This window comes from Streptomyces gilvosporeus, assembly GCF_002082195.1.
Taxonomy (GTDB): Bacteria; Actinomycetota; Actinomycetes; order Streptomycetales; family Streptomycetaceae; genus Streptomyces; species Streptomyces gilvosporeus.
The window spans coordinates 1,011,944-1,038,669 of the sequence record NZ_CP020569.1 but is presented as its reverse complement, the minus strand read 5'-3'; the positions used below and the strand labels follow the sequence as shown (position 1 = coordinate 1,038,669).

The window sequence follows — 26,726 nt, the reverse complement described above, 5'->3', positions numbered from 1 at the left end:
GGGGTGTGTCGGCTACTTTTCGTGGTCATCGGTTGGATGGTCATCCGCATGCTGCGATAGAATGGGGCAAAAGTTTCTGTGCCCGTTGGCCGTCGCGGCTCGGCCGCCCAGAACGGTGTGGCACGGCGGTGGCATCTGTGCGGTCAGCGGGAAATCCATATCGACTGTCCCACGGGACAGTCGATTTCCGTAGGTGCGTTCTCCTGTAGGTCGGTTTCATGGACCTCAACACCATTACTGAAGTCATCCGGCGACCGTCCGAGCGGCCGGGCATGGACTGGCACCAGGGCGATGCCTGGCTCGCAGGCGGGACGTGGCTCTATTCCACGGAGCAGCCGGACCTGCGACGGCTGATCGACCTGACGGCGTTGCGCTGGGAGCCGCTTGTTCCGACGCACCAGGGTCTGGAGATCAGCGCCACCTGCACCATTCGCGACCTGTACGCCTTTTCCTGGCCGGAGGACTGGACCGCCGGAATTCTCTTCCGGAAAAGCTGTGAGGCATTCCTGTCCTCGTTCAAGGTCTGGAATGCGGCGACCGTCGGCGGAAATATCTGCATGTCCTTGCCCGCCGGCCCGATGATCACGTTGACGGTGGCGCTGGAGGCGCGGTACGAACTGTGGGCGCCGGATGGCTCCGTACGCTTCGTCGACGCCGTCGATTTCGTCACGGGCGACCATCGCAACGTACTCGCCCCCGGGGAGATCCTGCGGCGCGTCGTCATTCCGGAACACGCGCTGCGCAAACGCACCGCGCACCGCCGCTTCACGCTGACCCGGCTCGGCCGTTCGACGGTGTTCCTCGTCGGCACGCAACGACCCGGAGCGAATGACCTGTTGCTCACCGTCACCGCGGGGACCACGCGGCCGGTCCGCATCGCCTTCGACTCCCTGCCCGATGTTCGGGCCCTGCGGCAGAGCATCGACGACGTGCCGGCCGACGTATGGTTCGCCGATCCCAACGGGACCCCTGACCACCGTCGGCATCTGACACGCTACTTCGCCGAAGAGATCTGCCGCGAACTCACGGCTGGGGACCTGGCATGAGCTACCTCGTGAACGGCAGGAAATTCGACCGGGAGCCGGCCCCCGGTCAGTGTCTGCGGACCTTTCTGCGCGAACTCGGCCACTTCGGCGTCAAGAAGGGCTGCGACGCGGGCGACTGCGGCGCCTGCACGGTGTGGCTGGACGGCACCCCGGTACACAGCTGCATCACCCCCGCCTTCCGCGCGGACGGCCGGGAGGTGACCACGATCGAGGGCCTGGGACGGCCCGGCGCCCCGCATCCCATGCAGCGGCAGTTCGAGGAGGCCCCGGGGTTCCAGTGCGGATTCTGCACCGCAGGGATGATCATGACGTCGGCCACCTTCACCGAGGAGCAGAAGGCGGATCTGCCACGGGCGTTGAAGGGCAACCTCTGCCGCTGCACCGGATACCGGGCGATCGAGGACGCCGTGAAGGGCGTCAGCGCGGTGGAGACGGCGGCACCGGGCAAAGCCGTCGGGACGAGCGTCGGCGCGCCCGCGGGCCACGATGTGGTGACGGGGCACGCCGAGTTCACGATGGACACGCGGATCGACGGCATGCTGCACCTCAAGGTGCTGCACTCACCCCACGCGCACGCCCGGATCCTCTCGATCGACAAGAGCGCCGCCCTCGCGGTGCCCGGCGTGCACCGGGTCTACACCTGGGAAGACGTACCCCGTAAACGCTTCTCCACGGCGATCCACACCGACCACCTGGTCGACCCGGACGACACCTACGTCCTCGACGACACGGTCCGTTTCGCCGGCCAGCGCGTCGCCGTGGTCCTGGCCGACACGGTCGGGGCCGCCGAGGAGGGCCGCCGGCGTCTCGCCGTCGAGTACGAGGTGCTGCCGGCGGTGTTCGACCCGGAGGCGGCGATGGCCGACGGCGCACCCCAGCTGCACTGCTCCGCCGATCCGTTCGTCCGCGACCCCGTCCACAACATCCTTGTCGAATTCCACTCGCACATCGGCGACGTCGACGCGGGATTCGCCGCGGCCGATGTGATCCACGAAGGCACGTACGTCACACCGCGGGTGCAGCACGCGCATCTGGAGACCCACGGCTCGATCGCCTGGATGGAGGACGGCCGGCTGAACGTCCGCACCAGTTCGCAGTCACCGTCGATCGCGAAGGTCAAACTGGAGCACCTCTTCGCGCTGCGCCCGGACCAGGTGCGGGTGTTCTGCAAGCGAGTGGGCGGCGGATTCGGCGGCAAGCAGGAGGTGATCGCGGAGGATCTGGTCGCGCTCGCCACCCTGGACACCGGCCGGCCCACCTGTCTCGAGTACACCCGCGAGGAGGAGTTCACCACGGCCTCGCCACGGCATCCGATGACCCTGACGGTCAAACTCGGCGCGAAGGCCGACGGAACGCTCACCGCGTTCCAGGTGCGCAACGTGTCGAACACGGGCGCCTACGGCAACCACGGCGGCGAAACGCTGTACGCGGGTGGAGCCGCCGTCATGATCTACCGCTGCCCCAACAAGAAGTACGACGCCTACTCCGTCTACACAAACACCGTGCCGAGCGGTGCGCTGAGAGGGTACGGGATGACGCAGCCGGCGTTCGCCGTGGAGTCGGCGATGGACGAACTGGCCCGCGCGCTGCACATCGACCCGTTGGAACTGCGCCGACGCAACATCGTGCGGCCGGGCGAGCCATTGGTCGCCCGGCACGACGGCCCGGACGACGTGATCTTCACCGAGGACGGGCTCGCCAAGTGCATCGACCTGGTGGGCGACGCCCTGGCCCGCACGGCCGACCGGCCACCTCCCGGCCCCGAGTGGCTCGTCGGAGCCGGCCTGGCGAGTTCCCTGCACGAGACCGCGCCCCCGACGGAACACATCTCCGAGGCCTGGGTCACGCTGGGCGACGATCTCCTCTACGAACTGGCCGTCGGGACCCCCGAGTTCGGGGAGGGAACCTCCACGGCGCATGTCCAGATCGCCGCCAACCAGCTGGGCACGACGCCGTCGCGGATCCGTCTGGTGCAGTCCGACACCGACCGCACCGGATTCGACACCGGTGCCTTCGCGAGTGCGGGTCTCTTCGTGGCGGGCAACGCGGTCCTGCGGGCGGCCAATGCCGTGCGCGACCGCATCCTGGAATTCGCCGCCGCGCACACGAACGTCCATGTCGTGATGTGCACGATGGACGACGACGGTGTCGTCTGCGGGGACCGGCGGGTGTCGCTGGCCGAACTCGTCGCCCTGGCCCGCCGGCGTGGAATCCGTTTCACCGCAGCACGCAAGGCATACGGCTCGCCCCGGAGCGTCACCTCCAACACGCAGGGGTTCCGGGTCGCCGTGCATCGCGTGACGGGTGAGATACGGATCCTGTACAGCGTGCACGCCGCGGACGCCGGGGTGATCATCAATCCCGTGCAGGTCCGGGGACAGATAGAGGGCGGCGTCGCCCAGGGAATCGGCTTCGCGCTGACCGAGAACTATCACGTCGACGACAACGGCGTCATGGTCAACCCGAACCTCCGGAACTACCGCATCCCCACCTACGCCGACATCCCCCGCACCGAGGTCCTCCTGGTCGGCTCGGCGGATTCGGTGGGGCCCATGCGGGCGAAGGGGATGGCGGAATGCTGTATCAACCCGGTGGCCCCCGCGCTCGCGAACGCGGTGCATGACGCCACGGGCGTCCGCTACCGTGCGTTGCCGCTGACTCCGGAACGCATTTACGGCTGGCTCCCTACGGAGCAGTCGGTGTCGACAGGTTGAGCCACGATGAACACCGAAAAGAACGTAGCCGCCGCGGCGACGGCGATCATCGGCCAGAAGGTCCTGCCCGGTGTGGAGCGGGAGTTCGAGTCGTGGCAGGAGGACCTCAACGCCGCGGCCGCCTACTATCCCGGTTTCCTCGGCGCCGAGACCTCCCCGCCGACACCGCTGCAACCCGACTGGGTCGTCGTGTACCGGTTCGACTCGGTGGCGCACCTCCAGGAGTGGATCAACAGCGCGACCCGGCAGACGTATCTCGACGTCGGCGCCAAGTACTTCGACGGTCCGGCGACCCAGCAGGTGGTCAGCAGCGGCACCCAGTCACTGGATCCGCTGGTCACCGTGGTGGCCACCCACCGCGTCCACCCGAACCAGGTCGACGACTTCCTCGCCTGGCAGCACCACATGGTCCAGGAGGAGAGCAAGTTCGAGGGGTTTCGCGGCACCGAGCTCTTCCGTCCCATCGAGGGGCTTCAGGAGGAATGGACCACGCTGTACCGCTACGACAGCGCCGAGCACCTCGATGCCTGGCTGACATCGCCCCAACGGCAGGAGATCCTCGCGGAGGGCGAGAAGTTCAGCGACTTCAATCTGCGCACGATCGACAACTCGTTCGGCAGCTGGTTCGCCTTCGAGGGCAACGGCAAGGAGGCACCGCCGCCGCCCTCCGAGACCAGGACCTCCCTCGCCATCTGGGTCGGCCTGTACCCGACGGTCGTGCTGCTGACGCTCGCTCTGTCCCCGCTGCACCTGCCGCTCTGGATCGGCCTGCTCGTGGGCAACCTGCTGTCGAGTTTCATCATGAGCTTCCTGACCATGCCCTACTACGTGAACCCGCTGCTCGGGCGGTGGCTGCGGCCGGCGCCGGACGAACCGGCGGTAAGGAGCAACCTGCGTGGCCTCGGTGTCGTCGCGGCGGTGATGGTGTTCTGGGCCGTCGTCTTCTACCTCGTCACGGTCCGGTTCTGGACGCTGCCCTGACTGCTGACTGCTGACTGCTGACGGCTAGCGGCTCGCGGCTCGGACAGGAACGGAGCGGGGCTGGGCCGGAGGTCATTGCGGGGGCAGGCTGTTCAGCCGCTCCAGCATCCTCTGGATGGAGGTCAGCGCGCCGGGTTGCCGTCCCGGCACCTGGCGGCGCAGGGCGATGAGTCGGGGCGCGAGGGCGCGGGCCGCGACGGCATCGCGCATCTGCATCCACTGATGGTGGGCCCCGTCGACGCTCGTCTCGACATCGCGGGCGTCGGTTGCCTGCTGCAGGACGTCCAGGCGGGTCTCGGCTGCTCGCAGCCACAGCTCACAGCTGCGACCGGGCTCTTGGGCGACGGACGCCAAGAAGGCTCTGACCTCGACCCAGTGCACGGCGGCGAAGGTGTCGGCCCCGTACGTCTGCACGGCGTAGCGCTCGGCGGCGGCCGCCAGCTCGGCGGCTTCGTAGTGCCGGCCGGCCTTCGAGGCGGCGGCGATCCGCTCGTGCGGGTCGCCCTCGGCGGGGACGGCGGCAGCGCTGGGCACGTAGGCCGGCGAGGCGCCCTGCCGCCCCTGCTGTGGCGGTGGGGGAGTCGGAGCGGGGATCGTCACCGCTGCTGGATTTCCGGGCGGCGGAGGGACGTTCGCGCCGTCCGCGGTCGGCATGGGGCCGAGGACGAGAGCGGTCTCTGCGAGGTCGGCACCGCGAAGGGCCGCGTGGTGCAACTCCTCGTCGCCGGGGTGATGGCCGCCCCGCAGGATCCGGGCCAGGGCCTGTGCGTAGCTGGGCTGGGCGGTGCGTCGGCGTCCCGGGGGCGGTGGCGCGATGACGCCGTACACGTGGGCGCCTCCGAAGGAGAGCGGCTTGTCGCCGAGCAGCTGCCAGGCTTCCGCATCGGCGATCAGGTCGACGTGGACCGTGGTGGTGCGAGGGCGGCGTTGCTGCAATGCCTGGACGAGCCAGGCCCATGGCAGGGCGGTGTAGCGGACGGTCGGGGGTGTGGTGCGGGCCAGCGCGAGGTGGATCTGCTGCTGTCGGCGGTCGAGCTGTAGTTGGCCGACCAGCACGACGGTCAACGGGCCCTCGGTGGCGGCGGCACCCCGGATGCGGGTCAGCACGGCCTGCGGGTCGGTGGGGTCGGCCAGTTCGATGAGCGTGGTGGTGGCAGCGGTGCCCGTCCATGCGGCCGGCGGCACCGCTGCCAGCGCGGGAACCACCCGGCTCGTGTCCACGAGCGCACCCTTGCCTGCCGGGGCAGCCGTCAGCAACAGCGCGGTTCCCGGTCGTTTTTGTGCCCCTTCGATCTGCACATACGCACGTTATCGGCTGCTCCGGACACGGCGCGGCCACTTCGGGGACGAGTTTCGACGAGGGGCGTGTGGGAGCCCGGCGCTCGGCGGTTGTCGCACGTGGGCCCGGGGCTCCGCCGCAGTCTGCGATCCTCCCGCCGTCGATCGGCAGGAGATGTCCGTGCACCTCCCTCCTCAACGAGGGCATCTACGACTGTGCGTGACCGTGCAGACCGGTTGGGATGCAGCCACCGTCCCCGCCCTGTCCCGTAGGCAGCGCGCCGGATGTCCTTGTTGTCGCACTTGCGAAAGGCGGACCAGGCTCGTGATCAATGCTTGTGGTGCCCGTTGTGGTGCGTGCAGTACCAGGGAGTCCAGTGGCCTGAGTACCAGACCCGGTGACCGTGGACCCAGCGCCAGTGGCCCTTCACCCAGTGGCACTTGTAGTGATGGGTAACCGTCGAGATGCTGGTCGTCGAGGGTGCGGGGGCTGCTGTGGCCACGCCCGCCGTACCGACCGCCGCGCCGCTCGCCAGCAGGGCACCAGCCACTGCCATGGCGAACGAGCGCCTCATACGTCGCGCTTGCATGGGTTCTACCTCATTCTCGTCTGCGCGACCCCCGAGGAGGTCCCCGCTGGCCGAGAAGACCGACCAAAGGCGGCACCGTCGTCGCGCTGCCTGTACTTCCAGGGTAGGCATTCACTCGAATGGAGCAACGCGGGGCGCCACCGCAGGCGGCGTGGGTGTCGTCCGCGGGCCAACCGGAGATCTCGGGCGCCCGACGCACCCGCCCGGGCGGCGGGGTGGCACTGGTACCACCCCGGGTACGGAAGGTGACTTCATTGATCGCCGCATCAGCGCGAACCAGTATCAAGGGCACCGATATTCCTCAAGGGGGAACCGATGCCCATATCCGGGAAATCCATGCGCTGGGCGACCGTCGCCGCATCCGTACTCCTCACGGCAGGAGCCCTTCCCGTCGTGAACGCGCACCTCGCCACGGCCGCACACGCCTCCGGGCCAGGCGCGGTGCGCACCCCGGCGCGCTATCTGCACCAGCATCTCGACTGGCGGTCCTGTGCCTCCGGTGCGCTGGAATGCGCGGCCATGGCCGTGCCACGAGACTGGCACCATCCGGAACAGGGCCCCAGCCTGACCGTGGAAGTTTCCCGGCACCGGGCGACCGATACGGCCGGGCGGCACGGAGTGCTGATGATGGCCGCCGGCGGCCCCGGAGCCTCCGGCCTCAACAGGCCCGTGAATCTGGCACATTACGCACCCGGTCTCGCTGCCACCTACGACATCGTCAGTTTCGACCAGCGAGGCGTCGGCAGCAGCACCAAGGTCACCTGCGCCGACCAGCCGACCGTCGACGCCTACTTCTCCGGCGACAAACGCGACCGCTCCGCCGGCGCCCTCCGCGGGACGTTCGCCCGAGCGCGCGCCTTCGTCCGCGACTGCCAACGCCATGCGAACGACCTGCTGCCCTACATCACCACCGAGCAGGCCGTCCACGACATGGACCTCTACCGCGCCCTCCTCAGGGCCAGGACAATCTCCTACTACGGCCCGTCCTACGCCACCGTCCTGGGTGCCTCCTACGCGACCGCGTTCCCCCACCGCGTGGCGCGCATGGTCCTCGACAGCAACGTCGACTACACCGGCACCTGGCAGTCGTTCATGGAAGGCCAACCGTCCAGCTTCCAACGCCGATTCGACAAGGACTTCCTCCCCTGGCTGGCGAAGAACGACGGCGTCTACCACCAAGGGCGCACGCCCGCACAGGCCAAGGCATCCTACGAACGTCTGCGCGCCGGGCTGCATGCACACCCACTGGTCCTCGACGGGACGACCATCACCCCCGATCAACTGGACACGCTCGCCAGCAGCGCCATCTACCAGGCCGACCCGGGCTTCGAGAACCTCGCCACCGCCCTGATGGCGCTCGAACACCCCGATACCGCATCACCTGCCGTCAAGCAGACCCTCGCCAAGGCAATGGCGCACCCCGTGGACGCGCGCTTCGCGGCGGACTTCTTCTCCGTGACCTGCAACGACACGCCCTGGAACCGCAGCACCGCCTACTGGATCGCACAGAGCGACCGCGCCACGCGCGACCATCCGCTGGTGGGCGCCCGCGTGTTGGCCTACTCCGCGGTCTGCGCCGCCTGGCCGCGCTCCACCGCACCGCACCTCCACGTCACCGGGCGCGACCTGCCCCCCATCCTCATGCTGAACTCCGTACACGATCCCGCCACTTACTACGAGGGCGCACTGCGCGACCACCGGGCCCTGCCCACCTCTCGCCTGGTGACGGTCGTCGGCGGCGGCGACCACGGACAGTTCCAGAACCACAACGCCTGCGTCGACCACCTGGTCGAGGGCTACCTCGTCAACGGAACCCTCCCGCCCACCGACACCACCTGCGCCGCCAACCCGCTCCCGGTGCCGAGTGGGGTCACCCGGGGGTGACGATGCCCGGGTAAGCCAAAAGGCAGGCTCGACGCCCTTGGGGCCGAGCCTGCCTCTCTTGTTATGCCTTCTCTCGGGATGACGAGCGTTCGGCCCGCGCCGGGGCCGATCAGTCCGTGCCGGACTCCATCGCGGCGCGGTCCAGCAGCGCGTCCTCCTCGGAGACCTCGCCGCGGGAGGCGATGGCCTCGGCGCCGCCCTCCGGCATCTCCGGCATGGTGCCGATCAGCCCCGTCGCGGCCGCCTGGGCGGCGCCGATGGCGGGGCTGCCGGTGCCGATGAGGCCGAGGCCGGCGTACTGCTCCAGCTTGGCGCGCGAGTCGGCGATGTCGAGGTTGCGCATGGTGAGCTGGCCGATCCGGTCCACCGGGCCGAACGCCGAGTCCTCGGTGCGCTCCATCGACAGCTTGTCCGGGTGGTAGCTGAACGCAGGACCGGTCGTGTCGAGGATCGAGTAGTCCTCACCGCGCCGCAGCCGCAGCGTCACCTCACCGGTGACGGCGGCGCCGACCCACCGCTGCAACGACTCGCGGACCATCAGCGCCTGCGGGTCCAGCCAGCGGCCCTCGTACATCAGCCGGCCCAGGCGCCGGCCTTCGGTGTGGTACTGGGCGAGGGTGTCCTCGTTGTGGATCGCGTTGACCAGACGCTCGTACGCGGCGTGCAGCAGGGCCATGCCGGGCGCCTCGTAGATGCCGCGGCTCTTGGCCTCGATGATCCGGTTCTCGATCTGGTCCGACATGCCCATGCCGTGGCGGCCGCCGATGGCGTTCGCCTCCATCACGAGGTCGACGGCGGAGGCGAACTTCTCACCGTTGATCGTCACCGGGCGGCCCTGCTCGAAGCCGATGGTGACGTCCTCGGTGGCGATCTCCACCGCCGGGTCCCAGAACCGCACACCCATGATCGGCTCGACGGTCTCGACACCCGTGTCCAGGTGCTCGAGGGTCTTGGCCTCGTGCGTGGCGCCCCAGATGTTGGCGTCGGTGGAGTACGCCTTCTCCGTGCTGTCGCGGTAGGGCAGGTCGTGGGTGACGAGCCACTCGGACATTTCCTTGCGGCCGCCGAGCTCGGTCACGAAGGCGGCGTCCAGCCAGGGCTTGTAGATCCGCAGGTGCGGGTTGGCCAGCAGGCCGTAGCGGTAGAACCGCTCGATATCGTTGCCCTTGAACGTCGAGCCGTCGCCCCAGATCTGCACGTCGTCCTCGAGCATCGCCCGCACCAGGAGGGTGCCCGTGACGGCGCGGCCGAGCGGCGTGGTGTTGAAGTAGGCGCGCCCACCCGAGCGGATGTGGAACGCCCCGCAGGTGAGCGCGGCCAGACCCTCTTCGACCAGCGCTGCTCGGCAGTCGACCAGGCGCGCGATCTCGGCACCGTAGGTCTTCGCGCGGCCGGGCACCGAGGCGATGTCGGGCTCGTCGTACTGACCGATGTCGGCGGTGTAGGTGCACGGGACGGCGCCCCTGTCGCGCATCCATGCGACCGCGACCGAGGTGTCGAGTCCGCCGGAGAAGGCGATGCCGACACGCTCGCCGGTGGGGAGGGAAGTGAGAACCTTAGACACAGGAAGAGTATGCATTGTTAAGCATGGTCATGCAAGCGAGGTCCCCGAATGATCGTCGAGGTGAGCGCCGCACCCCCACCCGGCCTCTCGCCGGAGGCCTGCCCTCACCTGCTCGCCTCCATCTGGGGCTCGTGCCCGTGCCGGTCTGCCTGCTGCCACTTCCAGCCCGACTCCCGCAGGGCGGTGGCGCGTTGTATGAGCGCGTCGGTCCGCGTGGCCGCTTCGGCCGGTTCCCAGTAGCGACGGGAGGCGGTCGTCTGGTCGGGATGCTTGCGGTAGAAGACGCTCGGCTCCGCTATGAATTCGCCGGGTGCCACCGCCTCGGCGGCAAGGAGCAGTGCAACCGTCTCGGCTCCGGACAGCGCCTGCCAGCCGCCGAGCGCCATCACCAGGCGACGGTGAGCGGCGAATGTGGTCGCCTGGACGGACAGGCGTCGCTCCAGCACCTCGCGATAGAAGAGGGCGGGTTCCAACGGGCCACCCGGAGGGTCGTACGGACCCGGCGCCGTGGTCCCGTCCTCGTGGAGGTCGACGCAGGCCGATACGCACCACGGCACACGTTCCAACGTCTCGATGTCCCGCTCCAGCGCGCCCGGCAGCAGTACGTCATCCGCGTCCAACGTCCGTATCAGGTCTCCCCTCGCACGGGCGAGGGCGTGTGTGCGTGTGACCGCTATGCGCGCTCGCAGTCCTGTCCCGAAGGTGATCCTGGGGTCACTGGGCAGGCTCTTCGCAGGGATCCCCGAGGTGCCGTCCTCTTGTACGCACCACTCCCATTGCCAGTCATCGGGGAGCTTCTGCTCGCGAAGGGATTCATAGGTGTCGCCGATGAAGTGGTGGCCGCCTTCGTGAACGGCGGTGATGATGCTGATGGTTCGCATGGTCGGGTCCTGTCGGAGAGGGATGAGCCCGCCGGGATCATGACATGAACCCATGATCAATGCTTACTCTCGGTACTCAGTGCGTTCGCCCGACTACGGACCTGAAAGGAGCCACGCCCCTACGACCTCCACCGACAGGTGACAGGGCCGGTATCAACGAGGGCTGGCGCTACCTGAATGTCACCCACCGTGTTGAACGGGTTTACCGATGACGGCGGCGCGGCGGTGTCCCCAGGCGACCGGGTAGCGGACCGGGCGTCCGCCGATGCGGCCCGGCAGCAGGCCGATCGCCATCAGCAGCACGGTGCCGTGCTCTTCCCGCGCAGGCCGACGTCCTGTGCGGCCCGTCCGGCAACTGAGCGGCGGCCGAACCCGATACCGGCCCGTCAACGCCCTTCCGCCGCGTCCGACCTGTTCAGGAAGGCGCGCCGGTCAGGACCTGCACCTTGCCGGTGTCGAGCGAGTAGTAGGCGCCGACCACGGCGAGGGCGCCCTTCTTCACGAGGGGGGCGAGGTCCTGGTTGGAGCGCAGATCGTTTGCGGTCAGCCTGGCCTGGTTGCGAGCCATGGTCTCGACCGGGTCGGTACCGCCTTCCCGGACCGTCTGCTCGTATGCCGGCCGCAGGGCCCTGACGATCGCCTGCAGGTTGCCGGGCAGCGGCTTGCCGTCACGGAGGGACGTGTACGCCGCCTTGATGGCGCCGCAGCGCTGATGCCCGAGGACCACGATGAGGGGGGTGCCGCTGGTCATCGGCCCGTACTCGACGGAGCCGGTGACCACCGGACTGACCGCCTCCCCGCCCGTGCGCATCACGTAAAGGTCACCCAGCCCGGTGTCGAAGAGGAGCTCGGGCGGCACGCGGGAGTCGATACACGAGAGGACCGAGCCAAAAGGCTCCTGCTCATGAGCCACGAGCTGACGCCGGGTCGGATCCCGGTCGGGGTGTTGCAGGTTTCCGCTCACCCAGCGTTTGTTGCCTTCCATCAGCCGTGCGAAGGCCGCGGCGGGTGTGGTCGGGCGTGGGCTCGGCGAAGGGGTGGTTGCCGCCGCCGGGGCGTCCCTCGTCGATGAGCACCCCGTGAGCACGACCGCGGCGCCCGACAGTGCGGCGGCAAGCAAAGCCCTACGATCCGGCTGTCCAGCTCTGTTCATTCGGCCGTTCCTCTCCATGCCGCCCAGACCCGTTGCTCCACCTTGACCAGCGCAATTGTTCAACGTGATGTGGGTCACCGGGCGGCAGGCGCAAGCAGGCACGGGCACATTGCCGCGGACGGCTCACGGAGTCCCACCAGCACTACGACCATCGGGTCGAGGGCCGCCAGGCAGATGAGTATGGAGACCTCCATCCCGTTGTGCGAAGCGGCATTTCGTGCCCTCTCCCACAGGCCCGTACGGTCGGATTCATGGAGTGGAATTTTCCGACGGCCGAACAACTCGCGGCTGCCTTGCGTGCCGGTGAAGTGACCTCGGCGGAACTGACCGACGAGGCGATCGCCCGTATTGAACGGGACGACGATGCGATCAACGCGATCTGTGTGCCGGACTTCGACCGTGCACGGGCCGCCGCGCGCGGTGCCGACGAGGCCCGCGCTCGCGGTGAGGACCGGCCGCTGCTGGGTATTCCGGTGACGGTCAAAGAGTCCTACGACATCGCCGGGCTGCCCACGACCTGGGGGATGCCGCAACACCGGGACTATGTGCCGTCCGAGGACGCGGTGCAGGTGTCGCGGCTCAAGGCCGCAGGCGCGGTGGTGCTCGGCAAGACCAATGTGCCCTTGGGGCTGCAAGACATACAGAGCTTCAACGAGATCTACGGCACCACCAACAACCCGTGGGATCACCGTCGTACGTCGGGCGGATCCTCCGGCGGCTCGGCGGCGGCCCTGGCGTCCGGATTCGGCGCGCTGTCCATCGGATCCGACATCGCCGGTTCGTTGCGCACCCCCGCGCATTTCTGCGGCGTCTACGCGCACAAGCCGACACTCGGGCTGGCGGCGAGCCGCGGCATGGTCCCGCCGCCCGGGCCGGCCCTGCCGGTCGAGCTCGACCTCGCCGTCGTCGGCCCGATGGCGCGCACCGCTCGCGACCTCACGCTCCTGCTCGACGTCATGGCCGGACCGGACCCGCTGACGCTCGGCGTGGCGTACCACCTGACGCTGCCGCCCGCGCGCCACGAACGGCTCCGCGACTTCCGGGTCCTGGTCGTCGACGAGCATCCGTTCATTCCGACCGCGTCCGCTGTGCGGGCGGGCGTGAACCGGGTGGCCGACGCGCTTGTCGACGGCGGCGCCCGCGTCGAACGGCACAGTCCGCTGCTGCCCGATCTGACCGAAGCCGCGATGCTCTACAGGCAGTTGCTGTTTTCGGGCTCCGTTGCACGTTTTCCCGTCGAAGGGTACGAGCAGCTGCGGACCCAGGCCGCCGCACTGAGCGCAGACGACCAGAGCCTCGATGCGGCGATGCTGCGCGGCATGGTGTGCAGCCACCGCGACTGGATCGAGGCGAACAGCCGTCGCGAGCTCCACCGCCACGGCTGGCGCCGGTTCTTCACCGAGTTCGACGCCGTGCTGTGTCCCGTCACGCCCACTCCCGCGTTCCCGCACGACCACAACCCCGATCCGAGGGAACGCCGGATCGACATCGACGGTGCCGAGTACCCGTACTTCGACCAGCTGGTCTGGGCCGGTCTTGCCACCATGCCCGGCCTGCCCGCCACCGCCATACCAACGGGCCGGTCCCCCGAGGGTCTGCCGGTGGGAGTGCAGCTCATCGGTCCGATGTTTGAGGACCGCACCCCACTGCGACTGGCCGAACTGCTCGAGCAGAAGATCGGCGGCTTCCAGGCACCGAAGTAGGGCTTGCCAGCTGGGTGTCCGTGGGGGGGCAAGGTGCGGATCACGACGAGATTCTCCGCATGCGCGCAGTCGCTGCCCGGAACGCGAAGGAGAAACTCGCTCATGGATGCATAAACGGCAAGAACCAGACAGTCCCTTGGCAGCCGCGTCGACCCTCACCTGGCGTGGCACCGTACTGGACCGACGGCCGTTACGCCGGTCACCGAAGACAAGATCGTGCCGGTCCGGGGCTGAACGCCGCTCCAGACGACCCGGCGCGGGGGAGTCCCTGCCGAGCACGCCACACCGCGGCGTGCTCGGCAGGGATCGGTGCGGTCTACCTCGATGTCCGCACCGCCTCCGGCCATGGCCGGAGTACGGGGTCTGCCGCGAAAGTCCTGGTCACGGCCGTCGTCGGAGGGTCGCGTGACGCGTACGCGACGCTGTTTCGAGCATTTCCCTTGGTCATAGACTCGATGGGTGACTGCTGAAGATTCCACTTTCGCTGTGCTGGGTGTGCTGGGTGATGACGTGCGCCGTCGGCTCTATCGACATGTCGCGGCCGCCCCGGGTGAGGTAGGGCGCGATGCGGCCGCGGAAGCGGTCGGGATTTCCCGATCGCTGGCCGCCTTCCACCTGGACAAGCTGGTCGAGGCCGGGCTGTTGACCGTGTCCTTCCGTCGACTGTCCGGGCGCACCGGCCCCGGGGCGGGTCGACCGGCGAAGGTGTACCGGCGTGCCGAGGGTGAGCACGCCGTGTCCGTCCCGCCTCGGTCCTACGACGCGGTCGGTCGGCTGCTCGCCGAGGTGGTGGAGAACGCCGGCTTGGACCGGGAGCTCCAGGCGGCGGCGAAGGCCGCGGGTGCGGCACATCCGGATGCGGCTGCCGATGATCTGATCGAGGTGCTGCGGGCCCGCGGCTACCAGCCCTTCTGGGACGGGGAGACGCTGCGGCTGCACAACTGCCCCTTCCGTGCGCTGGCCGAGGACTTCCCGGCCTTGGTCTGCGGGATGAATCTCGCGCTTCTGGAGGGCCTGGCACCCGAACAGTGGTCACCGACGATGGACCCGTGTCCTGGCGGGTGTTGCGTGGCACTTTCTAAAAACAAAAACCATTGACTATAGAAGAACGGTCGGGCCATGCTGGTCTCATGACTGGCTTTCACCTTGCGCAGGTCAACATCGGCCGCATCATCGCCCCGCTGGACGGACCCGAGTTGGCCGACTTCGTCGCCCAACTGCCCGAGATCAATGAGCTTGCCGAGCGAAGCCCCGGGTTCGTGTGGCGCATGGTCGACGACGAGGGCGAGGACGCGACCAGCTTCCGCCCCGACGAGAACGACGACATGCTCCTGATCAACTGTTCCGTCTGGGAGTCGGTTGAAGCCCTGCGGAACTTCACCTACCACACCGGTCACCTGCGCGTACTGAGCCGCCGCCGCGAGTGGTTCCACCGCGTGACCGAGGCGCACCAGGCCCTCTGGTGGATCCCGACAGGCCACCGTCCGAGCATCGCCGAAGCGATGGAGCGGGTCGCGAGGGTGCGCGAACACGGCCCCGGACCACTCGCGTTCACCTTCCGTGACCCCTACCCCGCACCGGCCGGGGCCGCCCAGGCCTAGGGTCTCTTGCGAAGGTGGATCGTGGGCCGGATCATGGGAGTGTGGGCTGGGATCCGGATTTCGGACGGGCCGCGCCGGTGGACGTGCTCGACGTGGCACCGACGGCCCGGACGGCGGTGGCGTGGCTGCCGCCGCAGGAGCTCTGGCCGGCGATCCAGGAGATCCGCTGGGAGCATGATCCGCAGGTGCGGCGATGGCCGCCCCATGTGAACCTGCTGTTCGGCTTCGTACCGGAAGAAGAGTTCGCACGGGCTGTGCCGCTGCTGTCCGCCGGCGCGGGGGAGTGCGCGGCGTTCACGGCGCGACTGGCCGACGTGCGGTACTTCCGGCATCAGCACTATGCGACGGTGTGGCTCGATCCGGCCGTGGCGGGTACGGAACCGTGGGCCCGTCTGCACCGGGCACTGGAGCTGCGGTTCCCGCTCTGCCGCGGGCGTGGCGGTCGCTTCACTCCGCATCTTTCCCTCGGCCGCACGCGGGATCCACGGCCGCTGGCCGCCGAGTGCGCCGCCCGGCTCGGCGCATTGTCGGCTGTGGTCGAGGAGGTGGTCCTGCTCTCCCGCCGAGGCGAGGGACCGATGCGGCCCCGGGCCGTCATCACGCTGGGCACGGGCGGGGTCCGTCGGCTGGTGGAGCGTTAGCACACGTCTCATCCGTCATGTGTGGTCGGTCGGGCTTGAGGTGCGCCGCGTCGGGCTGCTGAGACGCCGACATCAGCGTTTTCGTCGCCTCGTCGCCTCGTCGTCCCGGTCGCTGTGGGCGACGGCAGCTTCCGCTCGCCGTCGCGGCCGATGGCCCCCGCGGCCCGTTTGCCGACCGTAACTCCTCACCCCCAACCGGGGGTTGGCGGCATCGGCCATGGCGGTGGGGTGGGCGGATGCAGATCCGACCAAAGGTGCGTGTCCGGTCCGCGGCCACACAGCCAGGCGAGAAGTGCATGGCCGAAGCCGGTGGCGGTGGGCCCGGTCGGGGCGAGGGTCCAGGCGCGGTCGAGGTCGGTGGCTTCGATACGAGCGAGGGGGAAACCGCGTGCTGCCAGGGAGGCGATGGTGTCGTCGAGCGCCCAGGCGACGTAGTGGGTGGGCCAGTCGGCGGGGGTGTAGCCGAGGTTCAGGTCGACGTGGTGGGTTTCGAGCTCTCGCCAGGCACGACGGAGGGTGAACCACGCCGGGTGTCGCCAGCCTGCCAGGGCGGAGACCAGGGTGGACCAGCGTCCGGCGGGCATGACCCTCGCCGCGCCGAACAGACGGTCCAGGCTGCCGCGTAGGTCGGCGATCAGCGCTGCGGCGTCGCGCTCGGCACCCTCACGCAGCGCGCGGTCCAAGGCGGCGGCGTCCGCCCGGGGGCCGGGCTCGGTGCTGGTGCGGGCCAGGGTCAGCAGCCAGTGGTAGGCGTCGGCGCTGCGGGCGAGGTGAGTGATGACGTGGCCGCGGCTCCAGCCCGGGAGCGCGGAGGGTTCGCGAGCCTGCCGATCGGTCAGCGCATCGAGGGTGTTGGCCAGGCGTGTGGCAGAGCCGTGGAGGTCGTCGAGCAGAGCCGGAATGTCGACGTGGTCGATGTTGGCACGGTCGATGTCGGTGGGGTGGGGCATGGGCCCGCACCCTACAACCGGCTGGTGAGCGGCGGCCCGATCTCGCCAATGCGAGCGCGCGCCGTCCTGCGCCCGTCGGCGGCCTGCCGTCAAGCCGCCTGGATTCCTGACCAAGATTCCTGATCGAGATCCCTGTCCGAAATCCGTGTCCGATTGCCCCGTCATGGCCGACTGAGCATCCTACGGATATGCGCTTCTCCATCAACATCCCGAACTTCGGCGACTTCGCCGACCCCCGTAACGTCGCGACCGTGGCGGCGGCCGCCGAACAGGCAGGCTGGGACGGGCTCTTCGTCTGGGACCATGTGTTGCACCGGCAGCACCAGGGACGTCCCTTCGGGGACCCCTGGATGCTGCTGACCGCCGCCGCGCTGGCGACCTCCCGGATCCGGCTGGGCACCCTGCTGACGCCGGTGCCCCGATACCGTCCGCAGCAACTCGCCCGCCAGGTGGCCACCTTGGACCACCTCAGCGGTGGACGGGTGATTTTCGCCGCGGGTCTGGGTGGTCCCATCGAGGACGAATACCGCAGCTTCGGCGACGCCGCCGAACCGCGCGTCCTCGCAGAGCGGCTGGACGAGGGACTGGAGCTGCTGAGGCGCTTCTGGTCCGGCGAGCCGGTGGACCACCACGGTCGGCACTACGAGGCCCGGGACGTGACACTGCTGCCCGCCACTGTGCAGCGGCCCGGACCACCGGTGTGGATCGGCGGGTTCTGGCCGCATCGAGCGCCCATGCGACGGGCAGCGCGGTGGGACGGCGCGGCACCGCTGTTCGCGACGGCCCGGCATGGGCGGGTGCCGGACGTAGCGGACGTGCGGGAAGTTGTCGACTACGTGCGCAGGCAGCGTACGGCCGGAGCCGACCGCCCCTTCGAGTTCGTACTCGGCGGTGCCACGCCGCCGGACCGGGCCAAGGCGAAGGACATGATCGGCCCGCTGCGCGACGCCGGCGCCACCTGGTGGGACGAGCGACAGCTCCAGACCGGCCCCGACCTGGATCGTCTGACCCCGGTGCTACGACGCATCGAGGCGGGGCCGCCGGTGGTCTGATCAGCCGTCCGAAGGCGGGCCGGTCTGGAGACCATTCATGCAACTGGGCTGTCGGACGGGCCGTCTGCGGCGACGAGCTGTACCAGACCCACCCACGGGAACTCGCCCGCCGTATGGACCGCACGCACCCTCCACCGACCTGCCGGAAGCGGAACCGGAGCCTGATCGGGCCGGCCCCCACCGGGATACTCCGTTCCCAGAGCAGCACCCGCTTCGGCCGAGTCCATCAACACTGCCGGGCCGTGGGTGACCCACAGCCCGCAGTCCTCCCATGCTGTGTCCCGACCGGCCAAGACGTGCTCGGCCGCGGCGAACAACTCGGCCTCCGAGTCCGCAGCCAGCCATCGCACGAACATCAGCTTCTCCGGTACGAAGCACGTCGTAGCCGGTTCATCGGCCAGAACGAGCGCCATGGCACCGTCCGCACCAACGGAGATCACCCCGGCCCACCCCTCGACCTCGCAGGCGCGGTCATAGTCACCCGGGCTGGAGAACGGGCCGTCGAAGCCGCCCAGAACGGCCCTGTCCGCCGTCGAGCCTCCCCAGGCGTTCACCGAGGACTTCGGGACGACGATCAAAGGTCCGCCCGTCGACCGCACCCACAGCAGCTCAGCACGGTCAGAGCGACCCGTGGCACGAGAATCGTCCATGCGCGCAGTCTGCCGCTCTCCGCTGACACTGCTCATGGCCGGGTCCGGTCGCGCGTTGGTGAGCCCGTACGCGATGAGCCCGTACGCGACAGGCCCGTACGCGACGAGCTCGGCCCGTAACAGCTGGGCAGGTTGGGCGCGTCCGAGTCGCTGCGGGCGGACGGATAACCTGGGCCCGTCAGCGAAGATCGCAGAAGGGCGGAGCACATGGCAGACATCGTGGAGACGGCGGCGCGCAAGGTCTTCGAGCGCTACGACATCGACGGGGACGGCCAGGTCACCGCGGAGGAATACCGGAAGGTCGTGGCGGAGTTGGAGGGGTCGCAGATCACCGAGTCGCAGGCCCAGGAGCTGATCGACTCGCTCGACACCGACGGCGACGGCCAGATGTTCTTCGAGGAGTTCTGGGCTGCCATGAACGGCTGAGAACGGCTGACACTGCCGGGTCCGGCACGTGAACCTGCCGGACCCGGTTCGTCATCTCCCCCGATTCCCGTGCGTGGCCCGCCCCGCCAACTCCCCGGGGCGAGCCACGCCGTTGTGCGCTGCCGGTGTCGGCCTAGATCACGCGCTTGAACCAGGTGATCGGGCTGGTGGTGTCGTGGGCCTGGACGTAGACGCTGGCCGGGACGGCGACCATCCTCTGCTCGGAGTCATTGTTCTGCCGGTAGACGATATAGCCGGTGTAATACCCGCCGTTGCCCCGGGGCTCCAGCCAGCCCTTCTTCTTTCCGTCGGGAACCGTCATCTCGACGTCGGTTTCCAGAGTGCTTTGCAGCTTTTTGGTGGAGGTGGACGAGTAGCTGTAGGTGAAACTCACTTCCCCCGGAAGCTCGTTCTTTCCGTCGCTGACCTTCGGTGTGATCTTGCCGCCTACTGACCAGCCTTCGGTCTCGCTTTTTTCGTCGGCCACCGAGCTGGATATCTTGTAGGTCAGCTTCCCGCCGCCGGCGAGGCCATCTCCGGCGGAGCCCCGGACGGGATACTTGTCGGTGAGCTTGCCGACGAAGGCACAGGGCGGCTTCTGGCCGACGCGCGAAGCGTCGTGGTTCGGCCGATTGCAGAGCTGGTCGAGGTTTTCATGGGTCCACTCGTCCGTGTAGCCGGCTTTGCCGGTGAAGACGGGGGCGGCGTAGTTGGGCGACTCCTTGAGCCCCGAGATGGGCTGGAAAAGCCTCTTGGCGCTTTCGCGGGCAGGCTCCTTGGTGTTGGGGTCGTCGGCGAACGCCTTGGCCGCGGCCTGGGCGTCCTTGACGGCCTGGTCGGGACTGTAGTTGACCTTCCCTCCCTGCACGTCCGAGAGGTTGACCTGCTTGTCGTCGAGGCCGGTGGGCAGGCCCATGACGCTCTCGGAATCCTGGAGCGGCGACCACTTGGTCAGGTCTGCCATGACTTGATCGTCGGATTCGTAGATGTTCGGGGGCGTCGGCGGGGTGTCGTCGGCGAAGGCCGGCGCTTGCGAACTGAGTACCGACGCACCGGCGAGAAGGGTGGTGGCGACGGCGATTGTCACGCGGCTGTTTCTGCGCTGACGTCGTACGCCAGCTGATGATGAGGGCATGCGAATTCCCTTCCATCGGCACGCGCGCCTACCCCGGTCGTGAAGGTGGGAAAGGTGCGCATGACGGAACTGTGACGGAGAAGCATGAGGAAACAGCGCTGCATCACGCGGGACGCGTCTACCAAAGAGCCCGGGAATTCGAGGTGTGAAGTTCCGGCGGCTTCGGTGCTTCGAGCCCTGTAGGGCTCTTTCAACCACAGAGATGGCATTCCTTAATACCCGGTTGCTTCGAACTGATCGGTAGCTTTTGACGGTGCCCGTACGCCGGTCGGAGACGGAGATGGAGATGGAGAAGGCGAAAGGGAACGCCTCCAAGCTGCCGCCTGGTCGACGATGAAGCGGCTGGCGGGGCCGAGGTGGCCGCGAACGTGCCGCACCGCCGCGAGCGGCACTACCGCGAGCCGCAAGGCCGGGCCGCCGACCGTCACCGAGTCGCAGTCCGGATCCGGATCATCGCGACGAGAGCGGCGAGGGCGGCGAGGCAGGCGGTCAGGCTCAGGGCCGCCAGGAAACGGGTCGGCGTGCTCCCGGAGGCGGGCCCGGTCGTCGCGATCGCCGCACAGACCCCGGTCGTGACGGTGCTGGCGAGCGAATCGCTGACCTGAAGCGAGCTGGACGTCTCCCCCTGTTGGGACGGCGCCGAGCTCTCCAGGGCGCACCGGTTCACCGTGCTCAGTCCGGCTCCCATGCCGGTGCCGGCGACCAGCCAGCCCAGTCCGGCCACTGCGGCGGGTACGGGGTCGCTCAGACCGGCCATGACGATCAGAATTCCCGCCGCCATCAGCAGGCAGCTCCCGACCAGCCGAGCGCGGGGCGACCGGTCGGAACGTCCGCGGCCCGGTAGCCATGAGCCGGCCGCCCAGCCCACCGAGCCTGCCGCGAGGATCAGACCGCCCAGGGCCGGGCCCGCGCCTCGGCGACTCGCCACCATGAGCGGCAGCAGGACCTCCGTGCCGAAGAACGCTCCCGCGAAGAGGCCGCGCAGCAGGACGAAGACCGGCGCACCGGGGCGGGCGCGCAGGGTTCCGTGCGGGAGCAGACGCGGAAGGGCCAGTACCAGCAGGACGACGGCGGCAGCCCCGCAGACCGCAGCCGTGGGGAGCGAACGGCTCTGTGCGGCGTACTGAGTGAGCGTGCCACCGGCCGCTGCGCCGGCGGCGACCCGCATCAGGCCGGCGCGCGGCGGGGCCCACGATGTCCCTTCGTGGCCGTTGTCGGTAGGGACTTCGCGGAGCGAGTGGACTTCGGGGAGCAACACGCCTGCGGCAGGGAGGAACAGGACCGGTATGCCTAGGAACACCCAGCGCCAGCCGAGGTGTTGGGTGACGAGCGCGGTCAGCGGCGGCCCGGCGATCGAGGGAACGACCCATGCGCTCGCCATCATCGCGAAGGCCCTCGGGCGCAGTGCGTCGGCGTACAGGCGCACCACCACGACGTAGAGAACCACGATCACGGATCCGCCGCCGAGCCCCTGGACGGCTCGCCCGGCGAGGAAGAAGCCCATGGTGGGCGCGGCGCCGACGAGCAGCGATCCCAGGGGGAAGAGAACGGTCCCGACGATGAACGGCCGCGCCGGTCCCCAACGGTCCACGGCACCGCCGGACACCACACTGGCGAACAGCGATGCCGCGAGATAGAGCCCGAACGCGAGGCCGTAGAGCCGGATGGCGTGCAGGTCGCTCAACGCCGACGGCAGGGCCGTGACGACCGCGAACGCCTCGAAGGCCACGAGCGACAGGAGGGCGGCGATGCCGACGGTGACTCTGCGGCATTCGGCCGTCCACACCGATCGGATCTCCGTCGTCGTCATCGACGCCTCGTGGGTCGGACCGCCGACGGGCCGATCACCCTTACCCGGCCGCCGATCCGACGGGCCGAGGCGATCCGACGGGCCAGGACGATCCGACGGGCGAGGACGCTTCGATCGGACGCTCGGTCCACTGCCGCGCCGATCCGTCGCGGATGAGGAAACGGACCGTCTTGGCGGCGCGGTCGAGGTGGATGGTGCGTTCCTCGGTCCATCCCTGGAGCCTGAACTCCCCGCCGCCGACGTGGACCAGCGCCGTCCCTTCGTGCTCCGCTCCTTCGGTCAGGACGAGACCGTCGGGCCGGTCGACCACGGCGAGCGTGGCATCCGCCAGGTCGGCGGAGCGTTCGTTGAGCGCCTCGCCCGACCAGTGCCGGAACTCGGCGGGCACGGCGAATCGGCAACAGAACGTGGCGCGTTCCGTGCGGCGCAGTGCGACCTCCGGACGCTCGAACAGCACGTCGGCGAGGTCGACGCTGTTGACGAAGTCCGGCGGGAAGATGTCGAACAGGCGCAGGCTCACGGCGCAGTCGATGACGAGGTGCACACGGTCGCTGCTTCCGGTGTTGGCGAGGGAATGGGGGCGGGAGAAGTCCCCGTACCAGAAGGTGCCCGGCTGCCAGCGGTACGTTTCGCCGTCGAGGACGAGCACCGCGTTGTCGTGGGTGGTGATCGGGACGTGTAGACGCACCATGCCCTTGGCGAAGCCCAGCGGGGTGTCGCGGTGTGTTTCGACGGCGGCACCCGCGCCCAGCGACATCAGCCGGGCGCCTCGGACACCAGTCGGGAGCGAAGCGATGATGGCGGCGAGGTAGGGGGTGCGCCCCAGCCATCGCGTATCGCGGAACGGCAGCGGGCCCGGTCCGCCCGCGTCCGTGCGCCGCTCGTCGCCGCCGGGGCTGCGCAGCGGCAGCACACGCCAGTCCGCGGCGTACTCCTCGCTGGCTCCGTCCTCCGAATAGGTCTGCTGACGCCGCCAGGTGTCGCGGGTGAGGAGGTCGAGTTCGGCGCGCAGCCGCTCGGCGTCGAAGGTGGGGGTGAGCCGGACGGCCGCCGGCGATCGGGCCGGAGTGGTCTCGCGGGCAGGCGTCTCGTCGGTCATCGGTTTCTCCTGGCTACGAGTGGTTGTGTGTTGTCGCGCCACCCCCCGCTGTGCTCGGTGTCCACCGTGAATCCGGTAGCGGTCAGATCCGCGTGCACCTCGTCGAAGGTGTGGAAATACCGCGTGCGCCGCAGGGTCTGCACGGTGCGGTGGTTCCCGCATTCGGTGACGTAGCGGTACCGCATGTCGGCCCGGCCGACGGCTGCCGCGGTGACTGCCGCACGCAGGGTGTACCGGCTCTTGCCGACGACGACATCCGCCACCGTCGCCTCGGCCCCGTCCGGATCCGGCGTCACCGGCAGATCGTCGACCATGTCGAGTGCCAGGAGCGCGCCCGGCGCGAGACGGTCGCTCAACTCGGCGAACGTGGCCCGGCGGTCCGCGGCGTCGAGAAACTGAAGTGAGCCCGCGAGATAGGCGTAGTCGAAGGTGCCGTCCAGGGCCATCCCCGGAGCCTGCCCGGCCCTGACCGTCACATGAGGCCAGAGCTGCGGGTGTTGGGCGAGCTTCGCCAGCAGGGCGCTCCGCATGCTCGCCGAGGGTTCGACACACCACACATCGGCTTGACGTGCGCCGACGGCCAGGGCGACCCGTCCGGTTCCCGCTCCGACATCGGCCACTCGCATGCCGGGTTGCGCCAGTTCGGCGAATGCGGAGATCCGGGGTGGCGCCGATGCACCCTGTGCGGCCGCGAGCAGGTCGTACAGGCCGGCGACCGACTCGTAGGAGTCCTCGGCTTCGTCCGGCGTGGTGGCGGCGGGCCTCGACGCGCTCACCGGAGGCGTCCTTTCCCTTGTGCGGCGGCTCGTACGTCCCCGTCGTACGTGGCCAGCCGGCCCAGCACCCAGGCGAGCGCGGGGGCGTTGTCGTCGAGGGCCTTCCTGTTGATGTTGCCGAGCCCGTCGCATGCCTGGTGGTAGCAGTGATCGAACATCTGCCCCGCTTCTCCGCCGTAGCGCGCTTGCTGTGCTGGGGTCTTGACCTTCAGATTGCCGCCGTCGATCCCTCCGACGGGTATGCCGGCAGCCGAGAAGGCGAGATGGTCGGAGCCGATGGCGTCCGGGCTCTGCCGCTCGTAGGGCAGTCCCTTCGAGTCGAAGTACGCGGCGAACTGCTCGGAGATCACATGGCTGCCGCCGGACCCCGGATCCCAGACGAAACGGGCGTAGTTGGGCGAGGAGATGAGTTCGCCGTTCAGCACGGCCGCGATTCGTTGCCGTTCGGTAGCAGTCAGGTGGCTGACGTAGTACTCGGAACCGATGTCGACGAGCTCCTCGGCGCCCCACCACACGAACCGGACCTTGTTCTTCACACTGTGCTGATGGTGGGCCAGTTCGAGGGCGGTCTGCAACGCCGCGGCGGCCGTGGAGCCGTTGTCGTTGATCCCGGGTCCCTCGGTCACGCTGTCGAGATGGGATCCGATCAGCACCACGTTGTCCGGGTCGCCGCCCGCAGTCTCCGCCGTGAGATTCACCGTGGTGCGCGCCACGTCGTGCGCCCGCAGGGTGAGATGGACGCGCACCCCGCCGCCCGCCGCCGCCCGGGAAAGACTCTCCCCTTCGCGCTGTGACACCGATGCCACGGGGATGGTGAAGGCCGGTGGCGTGAACCCGATGAGCCGGTAGATGTTCTCCGGCGACGGGGTCGGGTAGTACAGCAGGACGGCACGCGCCCCGGCACCGGCTGCCACCTGCTGTTGCACGCCGTATCCGCATGCCGCGCGCGCGAGGACCACGACGGCGCCCGCGGCTTTGACGCCGTCGTAGTCGGCGGAGGTGCAGCCCGTGCGGCCGGTGGGCGGCGACACCAGAGGCGCGTTGATGCCGGTCGGCCCGGTCGACGGGGTGAATCGGGTCATGAGTACGGGGATGTCCGGGTCGCCCTCCCTGGCGCCGCTCACGACCAGCCGCTCCTTCTCGACGTCGAAGTCGGTGTAGGGCACGGCCTGTTGGACGACGTGGTATCCGGCTGCCTCCATCAGGCCGCTGACATAGCGGACCGAGCGGGTGAAGCCGATGGTGTCGTAGCCACGGTTGCCGCCGCTGGCATCCGCGATGCGCTGGAGCTCGCGCAGATGACGGTAGGCATCGCGGCCGGTGACGTCGGTCGCGAGGCGGTCGGCAAGCGGATAGGCGGACGCGTCGGCGCTGGTCGTGAGCCGGGCACGCGCGGCATGGGTGGCTCCTGACGGCTGCGCGAGCAGCAATGTCAGCAGCAGGACGCTTGCCGTCCCGGCCAGCTTCCGTAGGGTCGCAGATGCGCGCACGAGGTCTCCGCCCTTCACGGGGTCAGCAGTACGGACCGGTGCGGGCCACCAACCGCCACCGTCAGCGAACGCAGCCCGCGCAGGGTGGCGGTCGGTTCGTACACGGGGGCTTCGGTCGCGGTGAGGCCGAGACCGGAGGCGGCCAGTGCCGCGAGGACGGCTCGCAGCTGCAAGGTCGCCAGGCTGGCACCCAGGCACGCGTGCGCGCCTCGGCCGAAGGCCAGATGGACCCCCTTCCGCCGATTCAGGTCGACCTCGTCGGGTTGGGGGAAGACCGCGGGGTCGCGGTTGGCCGCCGCGAGGAACAGCACGACGACGTCACCGCGGTGTATCTGTTCCCCTCCGACGACGCAGTCCCTCGTGCACACGCGCGCGTCGGCCTGCACGGGCGCGTCCAGCCGAATCAGCTCGTCGACCAGCGCGTCGCGGTGCGACAGGTCCTGGGGGCCGGGCAGCAGCCCGGGGTGTGCGACGAGCCGTGCGAGTGCATTGCCCAGGAGGCGGCCGACCGATTCGTAACCGGCGTGCAGCACCGCGCGCAGGGAGTTCGCCAGCAGCGCCGCCGACACGTTCGGTTCTCCGAGACTCGCGCGTCGTGCCGCCCCGAGGAAACCGTCGTCGCCGGCGTCGCGCAGCCAGTCGCCGACGATCCGGCTCAGCTCGCCGCGAGCCCGGTTCCCGGGCTCCGCCCGGCTCGGGTCGAGACCTGCGTCCATACTGCGGACGACGGCGTTGGACAACTCCTCGAACCACGGGCCGTCGGGTGCCTCGACCCCGAGGAAGTCGCACATCGTGCGGAGCGCGACAGGCCGGGCGAACTCCTTCACCAGGTCGACGGGACGGCCTCGCTCTCCAAGGGCCGTCACCTGCGCTGTGGCGATCTCGGCCACCCGGTCCACCATCACGGCCGGCGACTGTTCGTGCAGCGCGGAGACGAGGAGATGCCGGATCGCGCCGTGCTCGGGCGGGTCGAGGGACTGGACGCTCAGCTGGGCGTCGGGGACGTCTTCACCAACCCGGCGGAAATCCGAGCCGAAATGCGCGGTGTCGTTCAGGACCTGCCGGCACTCCCCGTATCCGGTGAGTGCCCACGCGCCCAACGTCGCGTGCCAGTAGACCCGTCTGTGCTCGCGGAGTCGTTTGTAGAACGGGTGGGGGCCGGCTATGACCCCCGGATCCAACGGGTCGTAGATCGGATCCCGCAGAGCCCCCGTCGTCTCTCCCATGACCAGTCTCTCCCTACTGGTGCGCAACGTCTGTGGGCAGCCGCGGCGCGTTGCGGTCATGTCCGAGAGTGCGGGG

General features: G+C 69.2%; 23 protein-coding genes. 10 read left to right on the top strand and 13 right to left on the bottom strand.

Translation table 11 applies throughout. From position 1 onward, the window contains the following. Positions 1-218 precede the first annotated feature (218 nt). Genes B1H19_RS04785 through B1H19_RS04775 form a run of 3 tightly spaced genes read left to right on the top strand, consistent with a single transcriptional unit; the run spans position 219 to position 4,741 of the window. Positions 219-1,046, top strand: coding sequence for an FAD binding domain-containing protein (locus B1H19_RS04785; RefSeq protein ID WP_083103372.1), 828 nt, complete (start codon positions 219-221; stop codon positions 1,044-1,046). Then, positions 1,043-3,760 carry a molybdopterin-dependent oxidoreductase gene (locus B1H19_RS04780; protein WP_083103371.1) on the top strand — a complete coding sequence of 906 codons (2,718 nt, stop codon included), beginning with the start codon at positions 1,043-1,045 and terminating at the stop codon, positions 3,758-3,760. Before B1H19_RS04785 ends, B1H19_RS04780 begins: the two co-directional genes overlap by 4 nt. Before the next feature lie 6 nt (positions 3,761-3,766). Next, positions 3,767-4,741, top strand: coding sequence for an antibiotic biosynthesis monooxygenase (locus B1H19_RS04775; RefSeq protein ID WP_083103370.1), 975 nt, complete (start codon positions 3,767-3,769; stop codon positions 4,739-4,741). Positions 4,742-4,813: 72 nt separating this feature from the next. Here B1H19_RS04775 and B1H19_RS04770 read toward each other — a convergent pair whose 3' ends face one another. Beyond that, entirely contained in the window at positions 4,814-5,962 is a 1,149-nt protein-coding gene (locus B1H19_RS04770) for a hypothetical protein (protein ID WP_335755926.1), read from the bottom strand. A 386-nt stretch (positions 5,963-6,348) separates the two neighbouring features. Continuing rightward, positions 6,349-6,576, bottom strand: a complete 228-nt coding sequence (locus B1H19_RS38550; RefSeq protein WP_159027991.1) for a hypothetical protein — start codon at positions 6,574-6,576, stop codon at positions 6,349-6,351. Positions 6,577-6,924: 348 nt separating this feature from the next. Here B1H19_RS38550 and B1H19_RS04765 point away from each other — a divergent pair, with 348 nt between their 5' ends. Then, positions 6,925-8,493 carry an alpha/beta hydrolase gene (locus tag B1H19_RS04765; RefSeq protein WP_237289123.1) on the top strand — a complete coding sequence of 523 codons (1,569 nt, stop codon included), beginning with the start codon at positions 6,925-6,927 and terminating at the stop codon, positions 8,491-8,493. A gap of 109 nt (positions 8,494-8,602) precedes the next feature. Here the strand turns inward: B1H19_RS04765 and argG are convergent, their stop codons facing one another. The 3 genes from argG to B1H19_RS39615 form a co-directional block, all read right to left on the bottom strand. Next, complete coding sequence (gene argG, locus B1H19_RS04760; RefSeq protein ID WP_083103368.1) at positions 8,603-10,057, bottom strand: argininosuccinate synthase; 1,455 nt, start codon at positions 10,055-10,057, stop codon at positions 8,603-8,605. A gap of 104 nt (positions 10,058-10,161) precedes the next feature. Beyond that, on the bottom strand, positions 10,162-10,938 hold the full coding sequence (locus B1H19_RS04755; RefSeq protein WP_159027990.1) for a glycosyltransferase family 2 protein: 777 nt from the start codon (positions 10,936-10,938) through the stop codon (positions 10,162-10,164). Positions 10,939-11,353: 415 nt separating this feature from the next. Further along, the gene (locus B1H19_RS39615) at positions 11,354-11,923 is read right to left on the bottom strand and encodes a carbonic anhydrase (protein WP_083103363.1); all 570 of its coding nucleotides are present in this window, start codon (positions 11,921-11,923) and stop codon (positions 11,354-11,356) included. 419 nt (positions 11,924-12,342) lie between these two features. Between B1H19_RS39615 and B1H19_RS04740 the strand changes: the two genes are divergently transcribed. The 4 genes from B1H19_RS04740 to B1H19_RS04725 all read left to right on the top strand — a co-directional run bounded on the left by B1H19_RS04740 (position 12,343) and on the right by B1H19_RS04725 (position 16,036). After that, positions 12,343-13,794, top strand: coding sequence for an amidase (locus tag B1H19_RS04740; RefSeq protein WP_083103360.1), 1,452 nt, complete (start codon positions 12,343-12,345; stop codon positions 13,792-13,794). Between the two features lie 459 nt (positions 13,795-14,253). Beyond that, complete coding sequence (locus B1H19_RS04735; RefSeq protein ID WP_083103358.1) at positions 14,254-14,892, top strand: helix-turn-helix transcriptional regulator; 639 nt, start codon at positions 14,254-14,256, stop codon at positions 14,890-14,892. Positions 14,893-14,924: 32 nt separating this feature from the next. Next, complete coding sequence (locus tag B1H19_RS04730) at positions 14,925-15,395, top strand: DUF3291 domain-containing protein (RefSeq protein WP_083103355.1); 471 nt, start codon at positions 14,925-14,927, stop codon at positions 15,393-15,395. A 41-nt stretch (positions 15,396-15,436) separates the two neighbouring features. Beyond that, positions 15,437-16,036, top strand: coding sequence for a 2'-5' RNA ligase family protein (locus tag B1H19_RS04725; protein ID WP_083103353.1), 600 nt, complete (start codon positions 15,437-15,439; stop codon positions 16,034-16,036). Between the two features lie 185 nt (positions 16,037-16,221). Here B1H19_RS04725 and B1H19_RS04720 read toward each other — a convergent pair whose 3' ends face one another. Beyond that, positions 16,222-16,986, bottom strand: a complete 765-nt coding sequence (locus tag B1H19_RS04720) for a maleylpyruvate isomerase family mycothiol-dependent enzyme (RefSeq protein ID WP_083103350.1) — start codon at positions 16,984-16,986, stop codon at positions 16,222-16,224. Between the two features lie 188 nt (positions 16,987-17,174). Between B1H19_RS04720 and B1H19_RS04715 the strand changes: the two genes are divergently transcribed. Continuing rightward, positions 17,175-18,038 (top strand): LLM class flavin-dependent oxidoreductase, encoded by an 864-nt coding sequence (locus B1H19_RS04715; protein WP_083103347.1) that lies wholly within the window; start codon positions 17,175-17,177, stop codon positions 18,036-18,038. A gap of 35 nt (positions 18,039-18,073) precedes the next feature. Here the strand turns inward: B1H19_RS04715 and B1H19_RS04710 are convergent, their stop codons facing one another. Further along, a complete protein-coding gene (locus tag B1H19_RS04710; protein WP_335755925.1) occupies positions 18,074-18,724 on the bottom strand; it encodes an Imm21 family immunity protein in 651 nt (216 codons plus the stop codon). 171 nt (positions 18,725-18,895) lie between these two features. Here B1H19_RS04710 and B1H19_RS04705 point away from each other — a divergent pair, with 171 nt between their 5' ends. Continuing rightward, complete coding sequence (locus B1H19_RS04705) at positions 18,896-19,114, top strand: EF-hand domain-containing protein (RefSeq protein WP_083103345.1); 219 nt, start codon at positions 18,896-18,898, stop codon at positions 19,112-19,114. A gap of 133 nt (positions 19,115-19,247) precedes the next feature. Here the strand turns inward: B1H19_RS04705 and B1H19_RS04700 are convergent, their stop codons facing one another. From B1H19_RS04700 to B1H19_RS04675, 6 genes are all read right to left on the bottom strand, one after another. Then, positions 19,248-20,201, bottom strand: coding sequence for a hypothetical protein (locus B1H19_RS04700; protein WP_083103342.1), 954 nt, complete (start codon positions 20,199-20,201; stop codon positions 19,248-19,250). Between the two features lie 472 nt (positions 20,202-20,673). Further along, entirely contained in the window at positions 20,674-22,059 is a 1,386-nt protein-coding gene (locus B1H19_RS04695) for an MFS transporter (protein ID WP_083103340.1), read from the bottom strand. A gap of 40 nt (positions 22,060-22,099) precedes the next feature. Further along, the gene (locus B1H19_RS04690) at positions 22,100-23,158 is read right to left on the bottom strand and encodes an aspartyl/asparaginyl beta-hydroxylase domain-containing protein (protein WP_083103337.1); all 1,059 of its coding nucleotides are present in this window, start codon (positions 23,156-23,158) and stop codon (positions 22,100-22,102) included. Beyond that, positions 23,155-23,934 carry a class I SAM-dependent methyltransferase gene (locus tag B1H19_RS04685; RefSeq protein WP_159027989.1) on the bottom strand — a complete coding sequence of 260 codons (780 nt, stop codon included), beginning with the start codon at positions 23,932-23,934 and terminating at the stop codon, positions 23,155-23,157. Before B1H19_RS04685 ends, B1H19_RS04690 begins: the two co-directional genes overlap by 4 nt. Next, positions 23,931-25,424: a M28 family peptidase gene (locus B1H19_RS04680; protein WP_083103332.1), complete on the bottom strand. Its 1,494-nt coding sequence runs from the start codon at positions 25,422-25,424 to the stop codon at positions 23,931-23,933. The genes B1H19_RS04685 and B1H19_RS04680 overlap by 4 nt, the downstream gene beginning before the upstream one ends. Positions 25,425-25,438: 14 nt before the next feature. Then, positions 25,439-26,650, bottom strand: coding sequence for a cytochrome P450 (locus tag B1H19_RS04675; RefSeq protein ID WP_083103329.1), 1,212 nt, complete (start codon positions 26,648-26,650; stop codon positions 25,439-25,441). Between the last annotated feature and the right edge of the window lie 76 nt (positions 26,651-26,726).